Origin of the sequence: Paraburkholderia nodosa DSM 21604 (assembly GCF_000519185.1) — a bacterium.
Lineage (GTDB): Bacteria > Pseudomonadota > Gammaproteobacteria > Burkholderiales > Burkholderiaceae > Paraburkholderia > Paraburkholderia nodosa.
On record NZ_JAFA01000019.1, the window covers coordinates 74,870 to 97,479 of the forward strand.

The window sequence follows — 22,610 nt, forward strand, 5'->3', positions numbered from 1 at the left end:
ATCACGCTCTCCCGGCTATCGTGCGCAAGCCCGTGGGCCGGAGCACCAGAACGACCACCATCACGGCGAAGATCACGATCTCGCTGCCGTGGTCGAGCACCATCGTCGAAAGCGCCTCGGCAACGCCGATTAGCAGCGCCGCCGCGAGCGTTCCCCAAATCGCCCCAAGACCGCCGACGACGATCACCGCGAACGCGATCACGACGATCTGCACGTCCATACCAGTGTTGATCGCGCCGCGCGGCACGGCCACGACACCCGCGATGCCGGCCAGCATCGCGGCCACGCCCATCACCACGGTGCGCAGACGCTTGACGTCGACACCCACCGCTTCGAGCATCTGCGGATCGTCCACTGCCGCACGTATCAGACGCCCCGTGCGGCTTTTGGCGAGCAGCAGCCACAGGAACACGGCGACCGAGCCCGTTACGGCCAGCACCGCGAGCTGATAGCTGGCGAGCCGCACGCCACCGAATTCGACGAAGCCCGATAGTTGTGCAGGCACCGGCATCGAGAGCGGCTCTGTGCCGAACACGATGCGAATGCCATTGTTCAGCAGCAGCATGAGCCCGAACGACACGAGCAGTTGCCCCCACATGCCCGATGCATAGACGCGGCGAAACAGCGACAGTTCGAGCGCCGACGCGAACAGCGCGACGACCGCTGGCACGGCCAGGATCGCAACTACAAAGCCGGCGCCAGGACCCAGCAGCCGGATGCAGGTTGCGCCTGCGAACGCCGCGAGCATGAAAAACGAGCCGTGCGCGAGATTGACAACGCCCATTGCACCCCACAGCAGCGTGAGCCCCGAGGCGACAAGAAAATACAGGCCGCCGTTCGCGACGCCGGCCAGGAGCTGCGCTCCCAGTAATTGCCAGTTCATTGACCGTGCTCCTCCAGATCTCCATGTTGCGGCCCGGTCCGGCCGGGTATTGGCATGTGCGCCGGCGCGCCGCGTTTCTAATGCGTCTTGATTGCTCTTCTCTATTGCTCCCCTCGCCGCTCAACGGCTCGTGCGCGCCTCCTGCTCCAGCCGCTCGCGATGATCGGGATGCGCGATGGCGATCATGCGCGGGACGCGTTGCGCGAGCGACAGGCCCCGCAGATCCGCCACGCCGTATTCGGTGACGATCACGCAGGCGTCGCTGCGCGGCACGGTCACGGGCCCCGAGACGCGCGCGACGATGCGGCTGTGCGCGCCTGCCCTGGAAGGCAGCGCGATAATCGGCACGCCGCCAGCGCTCGACTGCGCCGCGCGCAGAAAATCGCTGACGCCGCCCACGGCTCCCACATAGGTGCCCGCGGCCATCTCGGCGTTCACCTGGCCGGTCAGGTCGACCTCCACAGCCGAGTTGATCGCGACAAAGCGTTCGATTCTGCCGAGCACCGTGGGGTTGTGCGTGTATTCGGTACCGCGCAGATCGAGCGTGGCGTTGCGGTGTGCAAACCGTCGTATGCGTTGCGAGCCGATGATGACACCACCCACCGTGATGCCGGCGTCGATCGTCTTTCGAGCATTGGTGACGACGCCGGCTTCGCACAGCGCGGCGACGCCGTCGCCGATGCTGCCCGTATGCACGCCAAGATCGCGCCGGTCGTGCAGTTGCGCGAGCACAGCGTCCGGAATCGTGCCGATCCCCGTCTGCAGCGTCGCGCAATCTTCCACGAGCGTGGCGACGTTCCGGCCGATGGCCTGCTCGATCTCGCCCGGCGCGGAAACCGGCGGATCCGCGAACGGCGTATCGGATTGCACGAGCAGATCGATATCGGACGCTTTCAGCCACGGGCCGCCGTAGGTCCACGGCACCTCCGGATGCACCTCAGCTATGATCGTGCGCGTATGCTTCACCGCTTCGACGAGATATTCGCGGGCGAGGCCGAGGCTGTAACGCCCCTGTTCGTCGGGTGGCGAGACCTGCAGCATCGCGACATCGATGCGCAACGTGCCGTTGCCGATCAGCGCCGGCAACTGCGAGTAGTGCGCGGGAAGGATATCGAGCACGCCTGCGCGAGCGAGCTTGCGATTCGCGCCGCTTCCGCAGTACGCGAGGAAGTCGAATGCGTCGGCGTGCTCCGGCGCGAGAACATCGGCCAGCCCGATGCCGAGAAACAGACGAATGCGCCGCAGCCGCTCGCGCTGCGCCACCAGCGCGCGCATGAGCGTCACCGGCTCGGCATGAGACTGCCCCCACATCACCGTGTCGCCGGGACGGATCAGGCCGGAAAGATCGGGAACGCGGGTGGTCGGGTCCGGCGCGCCAGCAGTTTCCGTGGCTTCCATAGGCAGGAATTCCTGGTGTTTCATACAAGCAGGGCATGAGGGGTGAAGTGCGGTGATGGGAGGCGGCCAACTACAAAGGACTCCGACTTATTCGGGCCGGCCCCGCACGATTTCATGAGCATTGCATCACCGGCCCATGCGAGCGTCAATGCGGTGCCGATAGTCGTTCCGTACTCCGCACTGTACGGAACATCGCACGGATCACACGACGCGCATCGTCAGCTGTTGTGGCAACGGCGGGAAAACGCGCCACGCGCCATCGTCATGCCTGAAGAAGCAGATGGCGATCTCGCCACCCGGCGCGCGCGCCTCGACTCGAACACAGCGGCCACGCGCCGCGATGCGTAACGGGCGAACCCGGAACGGCACCGCATGGCTGGGCATCAGCCAGCGCTCCACGACCTCGCGCAACGACACTCGAACCGTTTCCATCTACCTCTCCCTGCTCTCCACTACTTTGCCACGACTGCGGGTTCGTCCATGGGATCATCGTGCGATTTTCAGCCCACCAGCGTCAACGCTGTCCGTGCTGCTGTTCCGTACTTTGAACAGAACGGCAGCACGATGCCGGCACGCTCAGACGTCCGCGTAAGACATGGGCGACGGAGCCGCCTCCTGAATCTGCGCGACGACCACGGCCGCGAACACCGCAGGCACCGCGAACGCGTAGAAGTTCCATTGCGGCCCCAGTTTCGCCGCGATGACCCAGCTGCCCACCATCGGCCCCAGAATCGAGCCTATCCGTCCGAGGCCCTGCGCGATGCCGATGGCCGAGGCCCGACACGATGCGGGGAACCAGGCGGCGATATAGCCATAACTAAGTGTGGTGGAGCCGATGGAGCCCAGCCCGGCGCCGAACACGCCGAGCACTAGCCACGGGTAGGCGGGCTTCTGGCTCAGTACCAGCAAAGACAAGCCGCAGACGAGAAAGAACGGAATGAGGACCTTCTTCGATCCCAGACGATCGGCAAGCCATGCGCCGAACAGATTGCCCGAGACCGCGCCGAACTGCATCACCAGCAGAAACTGCAGCGCGGAACCCAGCGGATAGCCTGCCTTGCGCATCAGGAGCGGCAACCAGACATTGAGACCGTAGACGACCAGTTGCACGCAAAAGGCCATCAGCGCGAACAGCAGCAGCGCCCCGCGCCACTCCGCCGACATCATGAGCCGCAGGCCGCTCACGCGAGGCGTAGCCGGATGCGATTCATGCCCATGCTGCTGTTCCTGCAGTACCTGATCGAAGTCGACGGCATAGCGGGACGCCAGCGCGCGCGCCTCGTCCATGCGGTCGCGATCAACCAGATAATTGACGGACTCGGGCAAGAGGAAATACATGGCCGGTAGAATCAGAACGTACAGCGTGCCTGCCGCGTAGAGAACGCGCCATCCATGGCTTTCCAGCAGCGCGATGGCGAGCAGCGCGCACAGCACGCCGCCGAACGAGTAACCGGTCAGCGTCAGTGCGTTGTAAAGCTGTCGGCGATTGCTGGGCGCGTACTCGACGCACAGCGCCACGGAAGACGGCACTACGCCTCCGAGCCCCACGCCAGTCGCGAACCGTGCCACGCCAAACGCGAACGGCGAATGTGCGAGCGCGCAGAAAAGCGCCCCCACGGAAAACCACAGCACGCCCAGCATGATGAGCCGGCGCCGGCCGATACGATCCGCTAACGGTCCCGCGCCCACGAGGCCCACCATCAGCCCCGCCAACGTCCAGCTTCCGATCATGCCGACGCCGTTCGCATCGAGTCCCCAGCCCGGTTCCACCAGCAGACGCGGAACGGTCGCACCATAGACGATGAGATCGTAGCCGTCGACCGCAATGGTCATGAAGCACAGTAGCACTACTAATAACCTTCTTCGGGTTTGTGCAGAGGAATTGTTCACGTTGTCTCCTTGCCGCTCACGGTCACGCTGGCCGTGCGGCTCTGATGGTTGCGGGATTGAAAGGGGATGACGGAGTTGAAGGGGTGCAGGCCGCCCCACTATAGGGAGACGAAATCGTCCGACCAAGTGACGGATTTCGAAGCGAAGTTTTCCAGATTCCGAATCACGCGTCGCAGGCGCGCAAAGCCGGAAAATGCCGCAAAAAGCTGGCTGAAATTATCGATCGGTCAACTGCCCAATGAATGCCTTCACGGCTGCGCTCAGCGGCTCGCCGCTCTTCGTCCCGATGCAGAGCCGGCGCAGCGCCCACGGCTCGTCGAGCGCCACCAAGGCCACCTTGTCAACGTCCTCGGTGAGCAGCATGCTTTCTGGCTGGATCGTCACGCCCAGTCCCGCCTTGACGAGACTACGCGCGGCCTCGATGGTGCTCACCCGGTATTTGACGCGCAATTCGCTGCCGAGCATGGCGGCAGCATTGCGCAACTGCGTCATCATTGAGGTATGCGGCGCGATGCCGACCAGATTCTCTCCGAGCAGATCCCGCGTAGTCACGCTCGCGCGCCCGGCCAGCGCATGGGTGCGCGGCACCACAGCGACGAGCCGGTCAGTGCGGAACTCCACGATATCCAGCGCTTCGCTGCGGATGTCGTCGGTGGCGTAGAACATGGCCAGATCGGCTTTCCCGGACACCGCGGCACTCACTACACGGGCATTCGCGTCTTCCTGCAGCTCGATTTCGACGAGGGGAAAGTCGCGCATAAATTCGGCGATCTCGCGCGCGAGAAACTGCACGATGATCGTGCTGGTGCTGCCGACGACGATGCGGCCGCGCACGCCCTCGGAGAATTCGGCGATCTCGCGCCGCATGACGTCCAGATTCGCGAACAGAAGACGCACGTGACGCGCGAGCACCTCGCCGGCGGGCGTCGGGATCATGCCGCCCGGCAGGCGGTCGAACAGATCGACGCCCGCGACCTCCTCGAGCTCCTGCAGGCGTCGAGTGGCCGCGGACGGCGTGATGTTCTCCCGCAGCGCCGCGCGGCGCATCTGCTGCTCCTCCACCACCGTGAGAAACAGCCTCAGGGTAAACAGATCGACGCGGCGCGTCAGGTTGTTGAGGGTCAACACGGTCATGGCTGCGCTCCGTTCTCACGATCCGGCGCGCTGGTTGGCCGGACGCGCTCCCGAGACTATGCCGCGCTTCGGCTGCCGTCAATTGGCGCGCGGCGCAAGTCCTCATAAGCCCTCGTGGCATCGTGACATTCAGATGGCCTGCAGCGCTTCGAGATCGCCAATATCCTTTTCGCTCATGCCAAGCCATTCGCGCAGGACTTCTACATTATGTTCGCCAAGCCGGGGCGGCAGCTTCGCCTCGGGTTCCGCGACATCGGACATCTTGACCGGATTGCCCGCGACCTGAATCGCGCCCCAGACCGGATCGTCAAGCGTCATCAGCATCCTACGCGCGGCAACGTGCGGACACTCGAACAGATCGGGCACGTCGTTGACGGTCGAGCACGGCACGCCGGCCGCGCGCAAGGCGTCGAGCGCGGCCTCGCGAGTCTTGTCGACCAGCCACGCGTCGATCTCGATATTCAGCGCATCGAGGTGGCGCTTGCGCGCCATGCCGTCCTTGAAGCGCGGGTCGTCGATCAGGGCCGGACAGCCGATCGCAACGGCAAAGCGCTTCCAGATGTGCTCGCCTAGCACGGCGATGACGATATAGCCGTCTCTCGCGCGGTAGGTGCCGAACGGCGCTGTCACCGCATGCACGCCGGGCGGCGACGTGCGCTTTGTTGCCGAGTACATGGCGACGGAAATCTCGTTGAGCATCAGCGAGGCATCATACATCGCGATGTCGACCTTCTTGCCCCTGCCCGTCCGTTCGCGATGCAGCAGGGCCAGCACCACGCCATAGAGCGCGAGTACGCCGCATTCGATATCGGCCAGTGAGAAGCCCAGGTATGTGGGCCGGTCGCCGGTTCGCTCGGGCCTGTACATCAGTCCGCTCATTGCTTGCCCTACGATGTCGAACGCCGGAAAGTCGCCGAACGGGCTCGGCTTGATATCGTCGTGACCGAAACCCGAGATGGCCCCATAAATCAGGCGCGGATTGAGTGCGCTTAGTTCCGCATAGCCGAGCCCCAGCCTGTCCATGACGTTAGGCCTCAAGTTTTCGATCACCACGTCGGCCTGGGCCGCGAGCGCCCTGAAGATGCGTTTGCCCTCCGCATGCTTGAGATCGAGCGTGATGCTCTTCTTGTTGCGGTTTGTTCGAAGGAACGCGAGGCCGCTGGGCTTACCGTCAACACCGGGTTTGACGGGGCTCGTGCTCCGCGAGAAGTCGCCGCCCTCGCGCGTTTCGATCTTCACGACTTCGGCGCCGGCATCGGCGAGCCACATCGTCGCGAATGGCCCGGCGATGAAATTCTCGACCGCCAGCACGCGTATGCCTGCCAGCGGGCGCGCAACGTGCGGATCCTGGGATGCTGCTTCCATGTCTTCTCCTCGGCAACTCATGAACGGTCTTATCCGGGGCGGAGCCGTCACTGCCAACGAATGCTAGTTGCGCCGGCGCCCGCCTTCAATTGCCGATTCACCAATGCGACGTTGCAGATTCGCGAACCGCGTGAGCGTTCGCGAGCGATCAATCTCCGCTTCACGAAAAGGCAATCGCATTTCCCAGGATCCGTTCGTACCATGGATCTGGAGATACGCGGCGGCCCCCTGGCTCGCCCGTTCCGGCTTGCTCACGATCTAAAGGCGATGACAAATGAACAGTCTTGAAGGAAAAGTCGCGATCGTCACTGGCGGCACTGGTGGCATCGGAAAAGGCATCGCCGCGCAGCTCGCGGCGCGCGGCGCGACCGTGGTGATCAGCGGGAGAAGCGCGGAGAAGGCCGCCGCCGTTCTGGCAGAGTTGCGCCGGAGCGGCGCTACAGTGGATTTTCTTCCGGGAGACGTACGGTCGAAGGCCGACATGGAGGCCCTCGCCGCGGAAACCGCGTCCCGTTACGGCGGCATCGACATCGTTGTCGCGAATGCAGGCGGCAATGACACCGAGGCGCGCGCTCCCGAGGTCCGTGGTGCCTTCGTGAGCATCAACCTCGCGCGCGTGGCCGGGGTCGTCGCGGAAAACACGCTTGCCAAGCTGTATCCCGCGCAGGCCGTAGTCCCCTACCTGCGTGAGCGAGGCTCGGGAAGCATCATTTTCGTGACGTCGGAGGGCGGCCGCGTGCCGACGCCGGGACAGACCGCCGTCTCGACCTTCGCCGGCGGCTTGATCCGCGCGAGCAAGGTCATCGCGCGTGAGTTGGCCCGCGAAAGGATCCGGGTGAATTGCGTCTGCGTGACCGTCGTGCGCGACAGTCCGTCATGGGACGCAGTGTTTGGCGAGGAAAGCAAGGTGTCGGACCATCATCGCAAGCAGTACGAAAAGATTATCGCCGGCTGCCCGCTGGGCGTCGCCGCGCCGTCCGACATCGGCCACGTCGTGGCATTCCTCGCGTCCGATGAAGCGGCCTACCTCACGGGCGCGACGCTCAGCCCGACGGGCGGCCTAACCATGCACTGATCGCGGGCGGCGGCGCTCTGGCCGCCCGCGTAGCGAACCATCATTCATGCCTGACGCGTCATCGTCGGGCGTGGCGACTAGAACCTGTGGAGGATGCCTACCCCGCCGCCGACCGTCGTACCTGGCGCCCCTTGCATCGCGCCATCCACGTCTAGACCGAGCGTGGACCTGCCGTGGTTGTCGGTCACGCCGACCTGCGCGTACAAGGAAGTGCGTTTCGATAGCGAATATTGCGTGCCGAGCGCGAAAAGCAGGCCGTGCGTGCTCGAGTCGTGTGGATCCCGAAGGTACCAAACGCCCGAATTGACGTTGAGCGCCGGCGTAACGAAGTAGTTGAAGCCGAGGTTCCAGACGTCATGATCGCCCCCGCCCACGAGCCCGTTGAGCGTAGTCATCGGTGCCTTGTAATTGGTATACGAGGCCTTCACTGTAAAGGAAGAGATGGTGTAGCCCAGACCAAACGTCTTGGCAATAAGCGGCACCTCGAACAGCGTGTTGTTCAAGCTCGTTTCGTTGCCCGCGCTGGCATCGTAGACCGCCGCGTTGACCAGCAGCCCCGCGCCCTCGTACTTCAGGCTCGCCGAATACTGGCGCCCCGCATTGAAATCTCCCGGCACGCCACCGAGCGCGTACATGAGACTTGCAGTAAACCCTACGATCTTCGGCGAGGTATAGCTGACCGCGTTCGAAACGAACGTTCCCGTGAAGGTATTGTTGGCGTAGACGGAGATGTTGCTGCCGAACTGCGCCATACTGCGCGGGTCCGAATCATAGAGCGCGAGAATGAAGGGCGAGAACTGCAAGCCGGCCTTGAATTCGCCTACGTTGCTTGCGAGGGAGATCCACGCCTGACGGCCGAACAACCCGCCGTTGGTGTTGTCGAAGCCGCCGTTCGCGAGACTGATCCCGCTTTCCAGCTTGAACTTTATCCTCATGCCGCCTCCCAGATCCTCCTGTCCGCTCAACCCGAACACGGAAGGCTCCAGACCGCTGCTGATCATCTCGAACTGCTTGCCGCCGTTCTGCCCGGTCGCCGGGTTGTACGACTTGGTCGTATAAATCAGCCCAGCGTCCAGAACGCCATACAACGTCACGCTAGACTGCGCCCACACAGTAGCGGGCAACGAGGACACTGCTACCAGCACGGCAATTCGCTTGACCGCGAACCGGAACACGCCGTACGAACCCATGTCTACCTCCTTGATATAGATTTCTCTTTGTTCTTTTTGTTGACGCCATCGAACCGGCAATCCTTCCATTCGGGTCGCCGGATCCGTCGCGATTGCTCCAAACCCGTGGGACGGGCGTACAAGTCGTTGCAGTCTGGTGTTGAACCTCCGTTCGAATCGCGCGCAAACGCCTGCATTGCAGTTAGCCGCAACGCAAATATTTCAAATAGGATTTCTAATCAAATAACCCGGATGAACCTGGGTATTTCCCGTGCCGGATATTCCAGAACAAAAACTCGAAGGCCCTGGTCCGCGTCGTTTCCCTTCGATTAGAGCAATCGAAAACGCGAGGGTCAACGACGCCCGTCGAAACGTTCCGTACTTCGGGGACCAGGAGATAGCCGGCCTAGGGAAAGACGAGAGGAGCGATCGCGCGGCCCATGGAATTGAATGCCGTGCAGGGATGAAGCATACGTTACGGCGTCAGGTGGCTTCCGTGCAATAGCCCGGTGCGCTAAGCGCAGTCTCATCGGCGGCCAGCACCACGGGAATGCTTTCCTTGAGGAAATCGACGAAGGTTCTGATCTTTGCGTCGAGGAATTGCCGCGATGCGTACATTGCATACACGGTGAGCTTCTGAAGCCGATACTCCGGCAACACCCGCAGCAGCGAGCCGTTGCGCATGGCGGGCACCGCCGTCGACATCGGCAGTGCGCCGATGCCTACGCCCTCCCTCAATGCGCCACCCAATGCCTCAGCGACATTCACCTGTAAGCTGGCCGCCGGCAGTTCAAACGTTTCAACGCCGTGCGGTCCTTCCAGGCGCCATTTGTCACGTGGAAAGACCGGTGTAAAGAGTTGGAGACAATCATGTCCCGCGAGCTCCGCGACGCTGTGAGGCGTGCCGCGCTCGCGCAAATATGCGGGCGCGGCGCACAGCACGCTGTGCAGGGTGCCCAGCGCATGCGAGATGAACCCGGAATCGGGCAACTCCGTGGCGCTCAGTTGCAGTGAGACGTCGTAGCCTTCGTCGAGAAGGTCGGGCACGTGCTGGGATAGCGTCAATTCGACAGAGACAGAGCGATGGCGCCGCTGATACTGCACGACGGCGGGCACGAGGTAAGCCTGCCCGAAACCCGTCGTGGCATGCACGCGCAACCGGCCCGACGGCAGCGCCTGCGCGTTGCCGGCTTCGGCCTCTGCCTGGTCGATGTAAGCGAGAATCTGTTCGCAGCGTCGCAAATAGCGCTCGCCAGCTTCTGTCAACGCTACGCGGCGGGTGCTGCGATTGAGCAGTCGAGCCTGAAGATGTGTTTCCAGACTTGCCACGGCGCGTGACACAGCGGCAGTCGTCATGTCGAAGTGCTGCGCGGCGGCGGTGAAACTGCCCGCGTCGGCAACGCGCGCGAACACGCGCATGCAATGCAACCTATCCATCTGACAAATGAAACGTGTATTCCGAGTATGACGCTACGTATCACGAAGTGCATGATGCGAGACACTTCGTACCGGCGTTCGATCGTCCGCGCCTTACCTTACAAACGTTCGATAGCGCCGCGCCCGAATTTTAGCACGTCTCCCACCGCGACGCGGACGAGCGCGCGACCTCTGGCACGTGCCCGGCAGTCTCCTCCCGAAACGGCGGCCCGTCATCTTCGCGAACGACAAAACCCGCAATCATGGCGACAAGGCGCTTGCTCTGGTCGTCCAGTGACTGCGTGGCAGCGGCTGCCTCCTCGACGTACGCAGCATTATGTTGCGTCGTCCGGTCCATTTCGGAGACTGCCCGGTTAACCTGGTCGATACCGTGGCTTTGCTCGGCCGAAGCGGCCGCAATTTCGCCCATCAGGTCGGTCACGCGCTGGATCGCCTGCATGATCTCGTCCATGGAGGCGCCCGCTGCGTTCACGAATTCGACACCGCTCCGAACATGCCCCACTGAGTCTTGAATCAAGCCCCGAATTTCTTTAGACGCCGACGATGATCGCTGCGCGAGCGAGCGCACTTCGGACGCTACAACCGCGAACCCACGCCCCTGTTCGCCAGCACGCGCTGCTTCTACCGCGGCGTTGAGCGCCAGGATATTGGTCTGGAACGCGATACTTTCGATGATGCCGACGATTTCAGCGATCCTGCCGGAGCTTGCGTCGATGCTGCCCATCGCGTTGACGACCCGTGAAACCACGCCGCTGCTGCGCTCGGCGACCTGCACGGCCTGCGCCGCAAGCTGGCTCGCCTGGCGCACGTTATCGGCGTTCTGGATAACCCTCGAAGATAGTTCCGCCATGCTCGCCGCCGTCTCTTCAAGCGAAGCGGCCTGTTGTTCCGTACGCCGTGACAAATCCCGATCGCCCGCCGAAATCTGTGCGGCCGCTGATGCAATCGACTCTGCGCATGTCTTGACGCCGTTGATCGCTCCGGAGAGATTCGCCTGCATTCGCTTCATTGAATATAGGAGACTCACGCGGTCGTTCGGCATGGTCACGATCGACGCCGTGAGGTCGTTCTCCGCGATCTGCCCTGCAATCGCGACTGCATAACCGGGGTCACCACCCACGGTGCGGACGATGCTGCGATTGAGCACCACGACGACACTGCTCATCGCGAGAGCCACGACTGCGCATAGGCCGAGACTTTGAAGCAGGTTTGAATAGAACGCGGCATCGATGTCGTCGACAAACAGACTGGTGTTGATGATCCAGTCCCAAGGGCGGTAGGTGTCGATGTAGGCGATCCGGGCCGCGTTCGTTGTGACGCCGGAAGTTTCTTTCGGATAGTCAAAGCGCTGGAATCCGCTTCCGGTTCGCGCCGCCGTATCGATCTGGGCCTGGACAATGGCAGCGACTTTCGGACTCAACTCGCTCAACGGCCTGTTCTGTAGCGATGCGTCGAACGGATACATCAAGACCACGCCCTTCGAGTTCACGATGGAGAAATAACCCGAGCCGGATTCTCCGTAACGCATGTTGCGGATAACGTCCATCGCACCCCTCCGGGCTTCGTCGTTGCTCAACTCTCCAGCGGAAGCCTTTTTCGCATACATGGCGATGGTAGCGAGCGCGATCTGGGTTGTATGTACAAGATCGAACTTTCGCTCCTCAAGGCGGATCTCTCGACTCCGGTACGCATCGGCGATGGACAGAAACATGAGACAGAGCAAGCTCAAAACGAGTGGCAACCCGAGCTTTTGCTTGAATGACAATTTCATTGGTGTGGCGTCTCCTCGTCGTTTTCAATGTGCTCGCCACGTGAGGCACTGAACCACTCGACGGATTCATGGGTCATCTTTCAGTGCGAGGCCGCGCAGCCGATGCTACCGACCGCTACGCTCCACCGTCAATTGACTGACGGTTGGCGTTCCGTACGTTGGCAGGCGTGCTGCGTCAATGTAATGGGCGACGCCCTGCCACGGCGCATTGAATTCAACATCGCGAAGCAGCGACTCCAGGACCTTAGGGGCCGTGAGAATGCCGGTATCCGCGTCTGGCTCAGCGCCAGTTCGTCGACGCGGCATTGATTACTTTTTTGATCGACTTGGCGAGGGAAAGAACGACTCATATGTAACCAGCCCACCCTAGTGTCGGCAATGGCCCGACGCACCTTCCGCATGCCTCTTCACCTGCAACGGCAGTTGAATTTCTCTCCTAAATTGAGACGAAACACCGACGTTAGGATAAGTTTAATTGTATTGATACTGCGCCCGATTCAGTGGGGTTCTAACGGTTTCCTGCCTATCCAGAGCACCTATTTTTGTGTCGAGAACGCAGCGTTTCACACATTGATTGCGCCAGGAGACATAGCGTTGGAGATTGGGATGCGATTTGTCGGGGGAGAGGCTCGGCTTCCCCGGCGGCTCTGGCCGGAAGCGGATCGCGCGGTGGCGACACAAGACGTTCGTCTGCATCCAGACCATCTGGACGACGTTCAACGATGCTTTGGGCCCGTATCCTGAAAAGCCGCAGTGGGGGCAGGCGGAGAAGTCGGTCTGCCTCACGCGGACGACCACCGTGAAAGACAGGCGTATGAGCGGAGTCACCGCGCTTGTCGTGCCGAACTGGAGAGCGCTAGCGCCCCTCGTCTGGCATGACATCCAGACCGGTCGTTACAAACGTCTGCATGCCGTTCGGACCGGGCGGACGCAACCCCTCGGCTTGCATCGCTGCATACCACTCCGACAATGCAGTGCGACTTGCTTCCATGTCCGAGCCGTCCGATACATGGCTCATGTGCTGTTTCCAGAGCTGAAGCTCACGCGGCGTCACGAGCGTACTAGCCTTGGATAGCACCTGTGCGATGGTAATAATGCGCCCCACAAGGTCACGATCGACCACATTAGTCGGAATCGACCAATGTGCCTTTCCCAGACAGTCTGTGTAGAAGGCAATTTGCTTGAGCTGATCAAGGATGTAAGGATGCTCTGCGTCGGAGGCAGCCAGCGGACGTAGATCGTCAAGCTTGGTCGTCCCTGTGCGGTTGATCAGATCCATGAATATCCAGGCGACGTTTTTCTTTGTATGAGATCGGTAGTCTTTCCACAGCTTCGCGAGTTGCTCGTCATCTTTAGCCGTGACCATGCTACGCAGGATGGACAGCTTACCGGCCTCTTCGATGGCCAGGATGGCTAGAGCCAACGCCGAAGGATAGCGTTCTGCCGCAAGTAACACTCGCGCGTCCTCCACAAGCCGAATCGCATTCTTGGCGGCCGCATTCATGCCCTCGGCAATCTGCTCCAGCGTAAGACGCCAACGGAATTGGTCAATTTTCTTGCCCATGCTCAATACCTGTCTCTGCTCTGGTCACCGTTTAGGCATCGCCCTCGATGGCTAGGGCAGTTACCGCATAAATACGTCGAAGGTGCGATCCCTCAGACGAGCTTTTCGAGCCTGGATTTCTGGCGCCGGTACTCAAGCAACAGACCGTCAAAGAGCGCGTCAAGCGCTTTGACGAGTTCCGCGTTGATCGCCTCAAATTCCTTCTTGCGTCTGGCGGTGAATTTCTTCACCATTTGGCTCCGGAGGTGCACAAGGTTTTTGTATGGGAATTTATGATCGTCACCCCATGTCTCTTTTGTTTGCATATACAGCAGTTCAATCCTGCGTAATTCCGGGTCCATGTGCGAGTGGCGATGGATGAGCTTGTGCCGCTCCTGCTCTTCATTTTTGGTGGCCTTCTTAACAGCCTTCAAGAGCTTAGGCACCTCGGTACGCGAGACGTGCAGGTTGCTCACGATGGCACTGTGGTTCACCAACTCGTCCGACATACAAATGTGAAAAACCGCATTTGTGAGCTGCAAGCACCTGTCGTACACCGAGACCATGCGGATCAGATAGTTCTCGACGTTATATAGGAGGTGGTGAGATTTTTTGACCCCAGCGTCAGTCGCTTTCCTGCCGTACGTGAAGTCCGTCATAAAGTGCACTGCCTGATGAAGCTGTCCAACCCAGCCGAGCGCGTGCGCTAGTGAAAACCCAACACGAGTCACGTAGAACTGAAGCTCATCAAGCGTCGTGTTCTCATCCAACTCATCAGTGAGCTTTAGCCCGAGAGCGTCTTGGACAGCGATACTATCCCGCACGGCTTCGCTGAACAGTGGGTGCTGATGCAGATCGTCGAGAGTCATGTTAGCTGTACGTTTTCTGGCATTTTTTTGGCTCTGGTCGCTCGGTCGGGGCGCGTCAAAAGTCGGATCGCCGCTCGCGAGGCCCCCCTCTGCCTTTCTTTCGGAGAAATGCGACTTTTCGCCAGGGGTTCCGACCGGCTGCCGCTCTAGGCTAGCGGCTCTTGCGGTCGGCAGCGGACTCCCTCACTTGGGCGAGACCTTACAGTCCTACTCCGACGATGATTTTGCCGATCTTCGGGATCTCGATAGTCCCCGGTGCCGGTGGTCTGGAAGCGAGTTCTCGGATACTGCGTTGCGCCGCGACTTCAGCACCTACCGCATCCGCCAGTGACGACAGGTCACGTCGCATCCGGGAAGTGGACGCTGTATTGAATGATCGCTCGGAATAGCGGAACTGATACTCGGAGTGACCGCTTCGCATGAGCGACACCAGATAGCGCAGTGCCCGTTGGTTCGTGATGGTCATCGTCAGTCCGCGGGCTTCACAGGCCCGATGAAGCTCCACGAGGTCATGACTGTACTGGCGCAATTCCTTCTGGTCGACTCCCTTGAGCGCCAGAAACGCCTTCATGAATAACTCGGCTGCGTGAGAGTAGAGAAAACACGTGGGCAGGTGGAGTTCCTTTTCACCTGACAGATTGTCCAGAAGAACATCGCCCGAGCGCTGGTATTGCAGGCCGAGTTCATACAGGTTGAATCCCGCATTACTTGTCATCTTCGCCGCCTGTCTGAGTTCATCTCTCGGGCAATTATACGGACCCTACGAAAGAGCCCCGCCCCCGCGCGGGGGCAGAAGGACACGAGCCGATGTGCGGCAACGGATCGTAAGGACTCTTCGACGCCAGCGAGGGCGGACATCCGCAGTCACGCAGATGTGGATGGCTGAAGATCGGCCTGAAGCTGCCTTACGAAGGGCGACACCTGAGCGTCAGCAATGGCCGACAACTCGCCGCCCGGGACACCGCGTAAATGACCCTTCCCGTTTGCGACCTGCCATCGCCCTTGCGTGCGTCGCAACTCCGCACCAGATCGAAGCATCTCCCGCGTCGCCCCTCAGAACTCGTTCACCAGACGCAATGGCGGTTACGCTGAACGGGTCGCGCCAGTTCGATGCAAGCGCAGCAGCCCATTCCGGATCGTTTCCTCCTGCGTGCCAGATGGATCAAAGATGCATTTGCGATAAATCGCCTTATCGCAAATACCTTTTACACGACCTAAACTGCTTCCATGCAAACCACTCCTGTCCCGGCCACCGGACAGGGGAACGGCCCGCGCCACGCCACGCCCGCTGCCCTGCCCGACCTTCCCGACCTCGCCTCGCTCGCCGCGCTGCGCGCCTGGCATGAAGGGCTCACGGCGCGCGAGGCCGTCACGCGCTACCTCGCCCACGCCCGCAACGACGGCCAGCCCTCGCGCGGCGTGATCGCCCGCATCCGGCGGCAGCTCGTCGCGTGCGCCCGCGCACGCCAGCGCGACGACCTCCTCCCGCTCTTCACCGGTCCTGCCGCAGACCGCACGCAGTGCGCCGCGTCCATCGTGACGGCGCTCGATGCGCTGCGCACCACCCGACTCCCGGAGCCGCAACCTGCCGACCCCGTCGGCCGCTGGCTCATTCCACGGACCGCGCGCGCCCTCGCCGCCGCCGGGATCGGCACGCTCGGGGAACTGATCCTCTTCATGCTGCGCCGGCGCCGCTGGTGGCAGCCGGTACCAGGACTGGGAGCAGCCGGCGCCCAGGCGGTCACGGCGTGGTTCGACGCGCACCCGGAACTCACGCGGCACGCCGCTCAGGTGATCGCGCACAGTCAGGGCACGGGGCAGCTGCTCCCCGTCTGGTCCCTCGCGTCGCTGTCCGCGGCGCTGGACGGCTCACAGGGCCGCTATCGCGCACCACGTGAAACGTGCGGCCTTGCAGCCACAACGGATGCCGAAGCGGTTGCGGCGTGGCTCGCTCTGCACGAACCGGCGCATACGGTGCGCGCCTACCGGCGCGAAGCCGAGCGGCTGCTGCTGTGGGCGGTCGTCGAGCGGCGCCTGCCGCTCTCCTCGCTGACCACCGAGGATGCGACCGCGTACCGTACCTTCCTCCGGCGCCCTGTCCCCGCCACGCGCTGGGTCGGTCCACCCTGCCCGCGCATCTCGCCCGCGTGGCGACCGTTCGCGCGGGGACTCTCGCCGCGCTCCGCGGCGTACGCGCTGGCCGTCCTGCGCGCGCTCTTTGCCTGGCTGGTCGACCAGCACTACGTCGTCATCAATCCGTTCGCCGGCGTCACGATACGCGGCGCCCGTCCGCGCACGCCCTTCGATACCGCACGGGCACTCGATGTCCGCGAGTGGCAGACCGTCCGAGGTTTCGCCAGCAGGCTTGAGCGTCATGGCTGGACGGTGCCCGCCGCACAGCGCCTGCGTTTCGTGCTGGATTTTGGCTATGCAACGGGTCTGCGGGCGAATGAGTTCGTGACTGCGACGCTCGGCGACGTGGAGCGGGACCCGCGTGGCGGGTGGTGGCTTGAGGTGACCGGCAAGGGTGCGAAATCCGGGCGCGTCGCGCTCCCGCCACTCGCAAGAATCGTCATGCGCCAGTACCTGAAGGAGCGGCGACTGCCGGTCACCCGCCCCCGCTGGGACCCATCGACGCCACTGCTCGCCTCGATCAACCGCAGCGAAATGACAGGCCAGCGACGTGCACAGGATGCGTCCGGTGAGCACAGCATCAGCGCGGCACGGCTGCGACAGATGATGGGTGAGGTTTTCAGGGAAGCAGCGGAGTATGTGAAGCCCCGCAATCCGGCGCTCGCGGCAAGGCTCCAGCGCGCAAGTCCCCACTGGCTGCGCCACACGCACGCCACGCATGCGCTCAATGCCGGCGTTGAGCTAGTGGCCGTGCGCGACAATCTTCGGCACGCTTCGATTGCGACGACTTCGACCTACCTGCACGGAAACGACAGGCGCCGCGCGCATCAGGTCGGCGCGGCATTCGGACGCCCCTCCTCGCGGTAGTAGCGCTTTACGCCAAGACGCCATTATCTTCGTGTTGGAGGGCTTTATCGTCTCCGAGTGAGTCTAAGTTTTGGCTTTCCATTTTTCCTCTGGATCGCGTTACACAAAGACGGTCAGAGCGACAATCAGGCACTGTGGAATCGTCGTGCCGGAGCACCTAGCCTATTACCCCTCGACGGATAGCCGTAGCAACCGGCCAAGATTTTGCCTTAACTGCTCTCCGACTTCGTCTGGCGGCACGCCCCAAATCGCCGATAGAGGAGTTCGTACGGACCACGCATCCCACGGTTGCAGTTGCAGCCCACCGATGCTTGCAAACGGGCCGTCGGTTTCCGGTAGCACTCGGTTCGAGGGCATTCGCGCCACCAGTGCCCGCCCCTTCGCTCCCTTGAGCATCGCGGGCCCAACGCTAAACCAGCAACCGATGCGAACAGCAGTCTCAAGTTCGGCGAAGCCACCCGAGAACCAATGAAGCACCGGTAAGCCGGCATGTTTCGTCGTCGCTAACAGTTCCACGACTCGACGTTCGGCACCGCGCGAATGAATGCTCATCACCCTTCCTTGCCACCGCCCACATTCCGCGAGGGCGGCCTGAAAGATGGATTCCTGCACCGAAAGAGAGTCTCGAAATCTGGTGGAACCATCCATCCCAATTTCGCCAACAAAGCACGCGTGAGAGATTCCCTCGATGAGGTCGCCCAACTCTCCTTGCTTAGCGACGGCCACCTCTGGATGCAGGCCGATCCCAACCTTGATGTTCTTCAGTCCGAGAAACACACGTGACGTTGCCCGATAGGCACGCGGACTCGTAGTAACCACGAGCGTAAACTCATTTCTCCTGTTCACCTCCTGCGCGAGCTTGAGGCCATCGGGGTACAGGTCAAGGTGAGAATGGAAGTCAATCACAGGATTTGTTCTTGCCGCAATAGCACGCCCAGTTCCGCGAAGCCACGCTCCACGACGCCTTCAAACTCCCTTCGACGGCCGGACTCTGCAAAGGACAGCTGACCGGCGGTGATGGAGCGGACGCCGTTCAACTCGACCTTCAGGACGGCACCCGCTACAGCACCGATGTCGTTGGGGTCGTCTTCCAGTTGTGCGTTTCGAAGATGCGGATACTTGTACGTTGTGTCGTCGGGGAGGTTAGCCCGAATGAATGACGCGCGGCGAACCAAACATGGAACGCACCGACCGCAATGTTTATAGCCGTTTCGAACGAAGCGGCCGCAACTCGTGGAGTCCGACGCGACCTCGGCTAACAGTGCAGGAGCGCGGCATCCGGCCATCATCTCGCCCTTGGTCATCGCCGCATAAGGAAGACGCAGCACAGCTGGAATCCCAAGCTCATCCCACAACGCTTGCAAACGCGCCATGAACACCGGATGCGTGGTCTTGGTACTGAGGCTTCCAACTCGACCTGGGTTGAGTGGTACGTTTAAGCTGATAAGACCGTTCTCTGGGACGAAGACTTCGACGGGTCTCTGCAATTCTCTGCTCTCAATCGCAAGATGGTCTGCAGCGACCGCCGCGAACGCGAAGAAGCCAATGGACCGCCCGCGCGTTGAACCTTCAATATCATCCACCTTCGTACGGATGTTCTGATTCCATTGCAGATGCCGGCCGCTCCCGCCCAGTCTGCTCGCAAAGGCGCTCTGAGTCTCCTTGTCGCCTTTGGCGGTTTGGGAGACGAGCAACGGACGCCGACCTTCTTCTGTCAGGTCCAGCGCTCCCACAAGGCTGTCCAGGCCGCCGGATAGCAAGCAAACGCAGTCAGCATCGAAGAAGGCGCCCACCTTCGGCCTCGGAGGCGGATAGCCGCCATCGGCAAAGGTAAGCCTCCAGAAGTCGCCAGTTAGAAACCGCAAGGCCTCTTCAATCTTCGCAGTCAGCGCCTGGTATGGCTCAGGCTCGTAGAGCACCACTTCAAGCTCTATCTGCCGTGTCCAGCCGTCCGGACTTAGCGCACGCTCAAGGACGTTGTCAGCCGCGTTCACCGCCAGCGCCAGTGTCAGGAAGTCCCAGCTCCGGGCGCTCGGCGAAACTCCGGAGGCGCAGATGTCCTTGATGAGCGCCGTTCCAACCGTGCTCACATCCCCCAAACCATCGTGGTCGTACATTGAAACGTAGTCGACTCCGAACTCTCGGTCGGCAGGAATGCAATCTTTGGGGCCACAAAACACGCGCGTCATAAGTCCGCCTCAAAGAGTTCGAAGGTCATCTTCAGGGTCTCCTGGAAGATAGCATCCAGATCCGCTCTCGTCGGGTTCGGCTTGGTGCCGCGAAGCAAGTCAAGGTGTTCGCCAATTTCTAACTTGACGAAGAGGCGCATTTCGCGCTCGCGCTGGACCGCGGTAGTCGGGTCGACCTTCGCACTCTCCAAAAGAGGTCCAAGGTCAAAGCAGAGACGATGAGTTACCTCCGACGCGAGGTAATACTTCATGAGTTCCCAGATGTCGGTCGTCTGCAGATGCATGAGGTCTACATCTGGATTTTCCACGACAAGCTCCATCAGGGCCGACGCCATTGAATCACGAAGCGCCTCTTCATCTGCACTGCCGCCCGGCGGAGAAAGCTCCCGAACAATGGCGTCCACGATGTCATCCGCGGTCGGATCGCTCCTTTGCAGATCCTCAACCCACTGTCGCGCCTCAACGGAGCTGCCGTGGCTGATCGCGTTGAGGAAGGAGAAGAGCTCTGCGCCTGCCCGCGTCGAGGCGCGCATTCTGGTCGACGCAGCGCCGGCTCCTCCGCTGCCCTTACGCGAGTAGTGTCCGATAGCATTCCGGAGGCTATCGGTGTCGCCACTCTTGATGAACTTTTTTAGCTCTCGCCGCGCCTCAGCGAAGCGAGCGGGCGGAGCGGTTCCGGGCGCGCCCTCAGGAGGAACTGGCTTTTCATCCGAAGGCGGCACCGTATCGCCTCCGAGCTCCTCGAGCACGTCGTCAAGCCAGGGAGGGTCTAAATTCACATTCGGGCCCGGCCCACTGCTTGAAGTCGAAGTTCCCATTACTTCCCTCCCTTGGACTTCTTGAGATATGTTTTGACCTGCTCATTCGATTCAGGGTCGTCGCGCCAGTCTCCAAGCAGAAGCGTTGCCCACGGCTTGTTCTTCAGCTTGGGGAGGATCGCTACGGGCCTCTGAGCCGGGGGGATTTCCTCCAGGGCCTGCACAAACTGACCTCCCAGCTCAGGATGAGCTTCGGTGCAGTTCAGGCAGCGCAAAAGGTCTACGGTGTCCCACTGGCTATCTCGAGCCTTTCGAATGACCCTAGTGAGGATACGCGATACGTCCGCCTGGGCGAGCGCCGTGAGTTGGCTTACCAGGAGAATGGAGACTTCCTTTGCCTCCATCGTCGCTTCCAGAAGCCGCTTAGCCTCCTCAGAAAGCTCGTCATAGGCCGCTAGCCCAAGTGAGCGGTCTCGACTCAGATGCAGAAGAGCTCGCAGATCCGAGCCTGCCAGACGAGGACTCAAGCGAACCCATTGCTGATAAAACGGCGTTGCCCAAGATGGGTGCGGGGGGACGTACTCCTGGTCCGCCTGCGCAGCAGCCTCTAGCGCTTCCAAAAACTCAGCCGTGCCGTCAAAGCTAGAAGCAACGGCTTTGACAAAAAATTCAAAGGCAGCTGGCGAAGCAACGCGCTCGAGTAACTGCACCTTCACCAATTGTTCGATGGCGATAGGCATACTCATCGCTTTCGCGATGGTCAGCCGAATCATGAGGTTATTCAGAAAACGCTTGATGAGTCGCGGATTGCCGGCAATATCGCTCGCGCTCACCAACAGCGGTGCAAGCTGGTCTGCGATATCCAGCGAGCTCGCGATGCTCTTAGCCTCGCCGCCATACCCCGTTGCCAATTCGCCACGCGTGATGCCCTTTCCCCACGCGGTCTTCAGAAGTTGCAGAAGCGCGTGCTGCCCTTGCGCCTGGGCCTGCGAAGTCAGTTGCCCTTGCCGCACGGCCAGCTCAGCCATCAGCAATGCGAGGTACACCTTCACCTCGTTCACACCGAGTCGAGGTACTTTAAGCGGAATCTGAATGAGCTTGTCGAAGTAGCTCGTCACCAGCCCGCTCTCGATATCGACGCCGGCAAAGTGCGCGCGGATCGCGCCACGAATCATGCTTTCATCCGCTGCGATTACGAAGGCCGAGTTCTTTACGTGCAGCAAAAGGCGCATGGCCTCTAAGGTTGCGATGGCAGTGTGTGGGAGGCAGCGGTCCAGGTCGTCGACAAACACCACCAGAGTGACACCCATGTCAGCGAGCAGCTTTGCGAAGGTATCCCTGAGCGCGTCAATTTCCTTGGGTAGCGAGTCTTCCTGACGCTCAGCGATCAGCTCCTTCAACTCTGGCTTGAGATCATCGTAGGCATCCCTCAGTGCTTTCAGCTGCTCATCCCTCTTCGCCTCGTCAGATAGGCCCTTTACGAATCCAGTCGCCGCGCCGATGAAAGCACCAAAAGGGCCGCCGGCGACAGAGCCAACGCCAGCGTGCGAGAACATCGGTGCGGCTATGCGCGCCACCTTCAGCAGCCGAACACGTTTCGCGAAATCTAGCGCTTTGTCGACAAACGTCTTGCGCTTTTGCGCCTCATCGAGCAGCCGGTCAGAGACCGCCTGCAGGAGTGCCTGGCGCGCATCCTCATACCCTTGATAGAGCCATGCGTTGAACTCGATAACGATATAGGCACTAAAACCAGAGTTATCCTTCACCTCTCCGGTTTCGAGGTCAGCCTTGGTCAACTTTACGAGTGTCGACTTGCCAGCCCCCCAACCGCCCGACACGCCAATGGTCAGCGGTGCGCCGCCCGCCTGTCGAATTAAATCCGCTGCCGCGCGCGCAACCACCCCGAAGTTAAGCAAGTCAACTTCGGCTTCAATGTCGTGCCACATGTCGTTGTTCCCCTCAAGTGCTTCTATCTCTTTTCATTGGTATTTCCACACCGCAGGCAGATGGCCAAGCCTGATCTCGCAGCGTGGCTGGAGTACGTCAAGGCGCTTGAACGGCTGAATGCGCACAGTTGCAACTTGTCGATCTAACTCAACCTTTAGGCCAGCTTTACGAGCGACAACAAC

18 protein-coding genes are annotated in these 22,610 nt (G+C 61.3%); 2 read left to right on the forward strand and 16 right to left on the reverse strand.

Features of this window, described 5'->3' with window-relative positions; all coding sequences use genetic code 11:
* Position 1 precedes the first annotated feature (1 nt).
* The 6 genes from A3CW_RS47615 to A3CW_RS0125555 all read right to left on the reverse strand — a co-directional run bounded on the left by A3CW_RS47615 (position 2) and on the right by A3CW_RS0125555 (position 6,670).
* A complete protein-coding gene (locus A3CW_RS47615; protein ID WP_051481712.1) occupies positions 2-883 on the reverse strand; it encodes a branched-chain amino acid ABC transporter permease in 882 nt (293 codons plus the stop codon).
* Between the two features lie 120 nt (positions 884-1,003).
* Complete coding sequence (locus A3CW_RS0125535; RefSeq protein WP_081771805.1) at positions 1,004-2,281, reverse strand: acetyl-CoA hydrolase/transferase family protein; 1,278 nt, start codon at positions 2,279-2,281, stop codon at positions 1,004-1,006.
* Between the two features lie 201 nt (positions 2,282-2,482).
* Positions 2,483-2,713, reverse strand: a complete 231-nt coding sequence (locus A3CW_RS0125540) for a hypothetical protein (protein ID WP_028206093.1) — start codon at positions 2,711-2,713, stop codon at positions 2,483-2,485.
* A 144-nt stretch (positions 2,714-2,857) separates the two neighbouring features.
* Positions 2,858-4,171: an MFS transporter gene (locus A3CW_RS0125545; protein ID WP_028206094.1), complete on the reverse strand. Its 1,314-nt coding sequence runs from the start codon at positions 4,169-4,171 to the stop codon at positions 2,858-2,860.
* Positions 4,172-4,387: 216 nt separating this feature from the next.
* Positions 4,388-5,305: a LysR family transcriptional regulator gene (locus tag A3CW_RS0125550; RefSeq protein WP_028206095.1), complete on the reverse strand. Its 918-nt coding sequence runs from the start codon at positions 5,303-5,305 to the stop codon at positions 4,388-4,390.
* 129 nt (positions 5,306-5,434) lie between these two features.
* The gene (locus A3CW_RS0125555) at positions 5,435-6,670 is read right to left on the reverse strand and encodes a CaiB/BaiF CoA transferase family protein (RefSeq protein WP_028206096.1); all 1,236 of its coding nucleotides are present in this window, start codon (positions 6,668-6,670) and stop codon (positions 5,435-5,437) included.
* Between the two features lie 274 nt (positions 6,671-6,944).
* On the opposite strand from A3CW_RS0125555, the gene A3CW_RS0125560 reads away from it, so the two are divergent.
* Positions 6,945-7,745, forward strand: a complete 801-nt coding sequence (locus A3CW_RS0125560) for an SDR family NAD(P)-dependent oxidoreductase (RefSeq protein ID WP_028206097.1) — start codon at positions 6,945-6,947, stop codon at positions 7,743-7,745.
* A 77-nt stretch (positions 7,746-7,822) separates the two neighbouring features.
* On the opposite strand, the gene A3CW_RS0125565 is transcribed toward A3CW_RS0125560, so the two are convergent.
* The 6 genes from A3CW_RS0125565 to A3CW_RS0125590 form a co-directional block, all read right to left on the reverse strand.
* Positions 7,823-9,004, reverse strand: a complete 1,182-nt coding sequence (locus A3CW_RS0125565) for a porin (protein WP_245623740.1) — start codon at positions 9,002-9,004, stop codon at positions 7,823-7,825.
* A 393-nt stretch (positions 9,005-9,397) separates the two neighbouring features.
* On the reverse strand, positions 9,398-10,351 hold the full coding sequence (locus tag A3CW_RS0125570; protein WP_028206099.1) for a LysR family transcriptional regulator: 954 nt from the start codon (positions 10,349-10,351) through the stop codon (positions 9,398-9,400).
* A gap of 130 nt (positions 10,352-10,481) precedes the next feature.
* Positions 10,482-12,122, reverse strand: coding sequence for a methyl-accepting chemotaxis protein (locus A3CW_RS47620; protein WP_051481713.1), 1,641 nt, complete (start codon positions 12,120-12,122; stop codon positions 10,482-10,484).
* Between the two features lie 856 nt (positions 12,123-12,978).
* Positions 12,979-13,686, reverse strand: coding sequence for an AbiV family abortive infection protein (locus tag A3CW_RS0125580; protein WP_028206100.1), 708 nt, complete (start codon positions 13,684-13,686; stop codon positions 12,979-12,981).
* A 92-nt stretch (positions 13,687-13,778) separates the two neighbouring features.
* Positions 13,779-14,534: a Cthe_2314 family HEPN domain-containing protein gene (locus tag A3CW_RS0125585; RefSeq protein ID WP_028206101.1), complete on the reverse strand. Its 756-nt coding sequence runs from the start codon at positions 14,532-14,534 to the stop codon at positions 13,779-13,781.
* Positions 14,535-14,733: 199 nt separating this feature from the next.
* Positions 14,734-15,249, reverse strand: coding sequence for a hypothetical protein (locus A3CW_RS0125590; protein WP_028206102.1), 516 nt, complete (start codon positions 15,247-15,249; stop codon positions 14,734-14,736).
* A 512-nt stretch (positions 15,250-15,761) separates the two neighbouring features.
* On the opposite strand from A3CW_RS0125590, the gene A3CW_RS0125595 reads away from it, so the two are divergent.
* The gene (locus A3CW_RS0125595) at positions 15,762-17,534 is read left to right on the forward strand and encodes a phage integrase family protein (RefSeq protein WP_028206103.1); all 1,773 of its coding nucleotides are present in this window, start codon (positions 15,762-15,764) and stop codon (positions 17,532-17,534) included.
* A 165-nt stretch (positions 17,535-17,699) separates the two neighbouring features.
* Here the strand turns inward: A3CW_RS0125595 and qatD are convergent, their stop codons facing one another.
* The 4 genes from qatD to A3CW_RS0125615 are packed head-to-tail and all read right to left on the reverse strand — an operon-like array spanning position 17,700 to position 22,427.
* Entirely contained in the window at positions 17,700-18,440 is a 741-nt protein-coding gene (gene qatD / locus A3CW_RS0125600) for a Qat anti-phage system TatD family nuclease QatD (protein WP_028206104.1), read from the reverse strand.
* On the reverse strand, positions 18,437-19,723 hold the full coding sequence (gene qatC, locus A3CW_RS0125605) for a Qat anti-phage system QueC-like protein QatC (RefSeq protein WP_028206105.1): 1,287 nt from the start codon (positions 19,721-19,723) through the stop codon (positions 18,437-18,439). The genes qatD and qatC overlap by 4 nt, the downstream gene beginning before the upstream one ends.
* Entirely contained in the window at positions 19,720-20,541 is an 822-nt protein-coding gene (gene qatB, locus A3CW_RS0125610) for a Qat anti-phage system associated protein QatB (RefSeq protein ID WP_028206106.1), read from the reverse strand. The genes qatC and qatB overlap by 4 nt, the downstream gene beginning before the upstream one ends.
* A complete protein-coding gene (locus tag A3CW_RS0125615) occupies positions 20,541-22,427 on the reverse strand; it encodes a KAP family P-loop NTPase fold protein (protein ID WP_028206107.1) in 1,887 nt (628 codons plus the stop codon). The genes qatB and A3CW_RS0125615 overlap by 1 nt, the downstream gene beginning before the upstream one ends.
* Positions 22,428-22,610: the final 183 nt, after the last annotated feature.

Bases quoted from the DNA above. Each gene is read 5' to 3' on its own strand.
- A3CW_RS0125580 (WP_028206100.1), bottom strand. From the start codon at position 13,686: ATGGGCAAGAAAATTGACCAATTCCGTTGGCGTCTTACGCTGGAGCAG.
- qatB (WP_028206106.1), bottom strand. From the start codon at position 20,541: ATGGGAACTTCGACTTCAAGCAGTGGGCCGGGCCCGAATGTGAATTTA.
- A3CW_RS0125595 (WP_028206103.1), top strand. From the start codon at position 15,762: ATGCAAACCACTCCTGTCCCGGCCACCGGACAGGGGAACGGCCCGCGC.
- A3CW_RS0125565 (WP_245623740.1), bottom strand. From the start codon at position 9,004: ATGGAAGGATTGCCGGTTCGATGGCGTCAACAAAAAGAACAAAGAGAA.
- A3CW_RS0125550 (WP_028206095.1), bottom strand. From the start codon at position 5,305: ATGACCGTGTTGACCCTCAACAACCTGACGCGCCGCGTCGATCTGTTT.
- A3CW_RS0125535 (WP_081771805.1), bottom strand. From the start codon at position 2,281: ATGGAAGCCACGGAAACTGCTGGCGCGCCGGACCCGACCACCCGCGTT.
- A3CW_RS0125560 (WP_028206097.1), top strand. From the start codon at position 6,945: ATGAACAGTCTTGAAGGAAAAGTCGCGATCGTCACTGGCGGCACTGGT.
- A3CW_RS47620 (WP_051481713.1), bottom strand. From the start codon at position 12,122: ATGAAATTGTCATTCAAGCAAAAGCTCGGGTTGCCACTCGTTTTGAGC.
- A3CW_RS47615 (WP_051481712.1), bottom strand. From the start codon at position 883: ATGAACTGGCAATTACTGGGAGCGCAGCTCCTGGCCGGCGTCGCGAAC.
- A3CW_RS0125540 (WP_028206093.1), bottom strand. From the start codon at position 2,713: ATGGAAACGGTTCGAGTGTCGTTGCGCGAGGTCGTGGAGCGCTGGCTG.
- qatC (WP_028206105.1), bottom strand. From the start codon at position 19,723: ATGACGCGCGTGTTTTGTGGCCCCAAAGATTGCATTCCTGCCGACCGA.
- A3CW_RS0125590 (WP_028206102.1), bottom strand. From the start codon at position 15,249: ATGACAAGTAATGCGGGATTCAACCTGTATGAACTCGGCCTGCAATAC.
- A3CW_RS0125570 (WP_028206099.1), bottom strand. From the start codon at position 10,351: ATGGATAGGTTGCATTGCATGCGCGTGTTCGCGCGCGTTGCCGACGCG.
- A3CW_RS0125555 (WP_028206096.1), bottom strand. From the start codon at position 6,670: ATGGAAGCAGCATCCCAGGATCCGCACGTTGCGCGCCCGCTGGCAGGC.
- A3CW_RS0125585 (WP_028206101.1), bottom strand. From the start codon at position 14,534: ATGACTCTCGACGATCTGCATCAGCACCCACTGTTCAGCGAAGCCGTG.
- A3CW_RS0125615 (WP_028206107.1), bottom strand. From the start codon at position 22,427: ATGTGGCACGACATTGAAGCCGAAGTTGACTTGCTTAACTTCGGGGTG.